This is a genomic window from Sphaerospermopsis aphanizomenoides BCCUSP55 (genome assembly GCF_001586785.1).
Classification (GTDB): Bacteria; Cyanobacteriota; Cyanobacteriia; order Cyanobacteriales; family Nostocaceae; genus Sphaerospermopsis_A; species Sphaerospermopsis_A aphanizomenoides_A.
Genome location: NZ_LUFH02000243.1, coordinates 1 through 1,852 on the forward strand (window position 1 = coordinate 1; position 1,852 = coordinate 1,852).

1 protein-coding gene is annotated in these 1,852 nt (G+C 44.3%); it reads right to left on the reverse strand.

What is annotated here, in order from left to right; all coding sequences use genetic code 11:
- Positions 1 to 1,852: Calx-beta domain-containing protein (locus A0J48_RS26595; RefSeq protein ID WP_325079278.1), on the reverse strand; the 1,852-nt coding region annotated here is incomplete at both ends.

The following is a 1,852-nucleotide window of genomic DNA, read 5'->3' on the forward strand; positions in this document are numbered from 1 at the left end:
GCGATGCTGTAGTTAACGGTTAAGGCACTGGTGGTACTACCTGTGCGAGTGAAGGTATAAACTAGGTTGGTTGTGCCATTTTCCGTAACGCTACTAGGAGATACAGCTAGGGTGATGGTGGGTAAAGCTACATCATCGTTAGTAATAGTACCTGTCACCGCTGTAGTTGTACCAACGGTGTAACCTGTTCCTGTAGCTAGAGTTAAAGCCACGGTTTCATCAGATTCAACAGTGGTATCACCTGTGGGGTCGATTGTTAAGGTTGCTGTGCTGCTTCCGGCTGCAAAGGTGATGGTTTTGCCAGTTCCGGGTGTTGCACCTGTGTAGTCGGTACTAGCTGCTGTACCTGCAATGCTGTAATTAACGGTTAAGGCATTGGTGGTACTACCTGTGCGAGTGAAGGTATAAACTAAGTTGGTTGTGCCATTTTCCGTAACGCTACTGGGAGATACAGCTAGGGTGATGGTGGGTAAATCCCCATCTCGATTCACGACTGTTACATCTATAGGATTGACTCCGTTATAGTTAACATCGGTGCTAACTAAAGGAGCAGTAATAATTTGGTAAGTCTGATCTCCATCTTGTAAATTTGCCCCTTCAGGATCATCTCTTCCTGTCACTGTAACTGTTTGGGCTACATTCCAATTAGTAGGTGTAAAGACTAAACTATTTGTGGACAGAATCCCTTCTGTGGAATCTGAAACTTGTAAACCGATGGTGACATTTGCAGTGGGTTGCGTGCTTAAAGTCACAGTAAATGAGTTACTTGTGCCTGTTTCAGTTGTGATTAGTCCACTAGTGGGAGCATTAATGTTAGCTAAGAATAAATTGCTTAAACCTTCTCGGATTGCATTGACAATATTCGAGCTATCCGAGCTTAACTGAACGACTGAGCCACCCACGCCTAGCTGACTCAGAAGAGATTGATAGGTAGAAATCTGATCACTAGTGACCGCAAAGATAGGTAAGATACTCGCATTGATCAGACTTTGTTTGAGTGATGAGATACCCGGATAGTCTTCCCCTGTTCCCGCAGGTGTTCCGTCTAAAATAGCATCCAGATTGTTGGGCGTGGTAATTCCGGCTGCTGCTCCATCCCCTGCCACATGATAAGCCGCATCAGTAAATAACACTACGACTCGTTTTGTACCTGTACGAAACCCTATTTCCGTGGGACGGACAGCAACTTGAAGTAAAGCTTCTAATTGGGCTTCTGGAAAATCGTTACCATCTCCAATGTTTAATCCATTGTAGATAGTTTGAATTAAGCTACTATCTGTTGTTAAAGCTTGATGGGTTTGATAAACATAGTCAGTGAAACTGCTTCCTCCAAATGGGCTGATAGGTTTATCTATGAAACTACTAATCCCAATCGGAGTATTCGGCTGCAACGAATTCACTCCTGTAATTAAGCTTGGTACTAAAGTCTGAACTGTGGCAATATCATCGCTAAAACTACCCGATAAATCTTGTAATAAAACCAGATCGAAAGAGCTAGAAAACAGTGCATCATCGTTAGTAATAGTACCTGTCACTGCTGTGGTTGTACCAACTGTGTAACCTGTACCTGTGGCTAGGGTTAACGCCACTGTTTCGTTAAATTCCCCAATAGTATCACCTGTGGGATCTATGACTAGGGTTGCGGTACTCGAACCTGCGGCAAAGGTAATGGTTTTGCCAGTTCCTGGTGTTGCACCTGTATAGTCGGTACTAGCTGCTGTACCTGCGATGCTGTAGTTAACGGTTAAGGCACTGGTGGTACTACCTGTGCGAGTGAAGGTATAAACTAGGTTGGTTGTGCCATTTTCCGTAACGCTACTGGGAGATACAGCTAGGGTGATGGTGGGTAAAG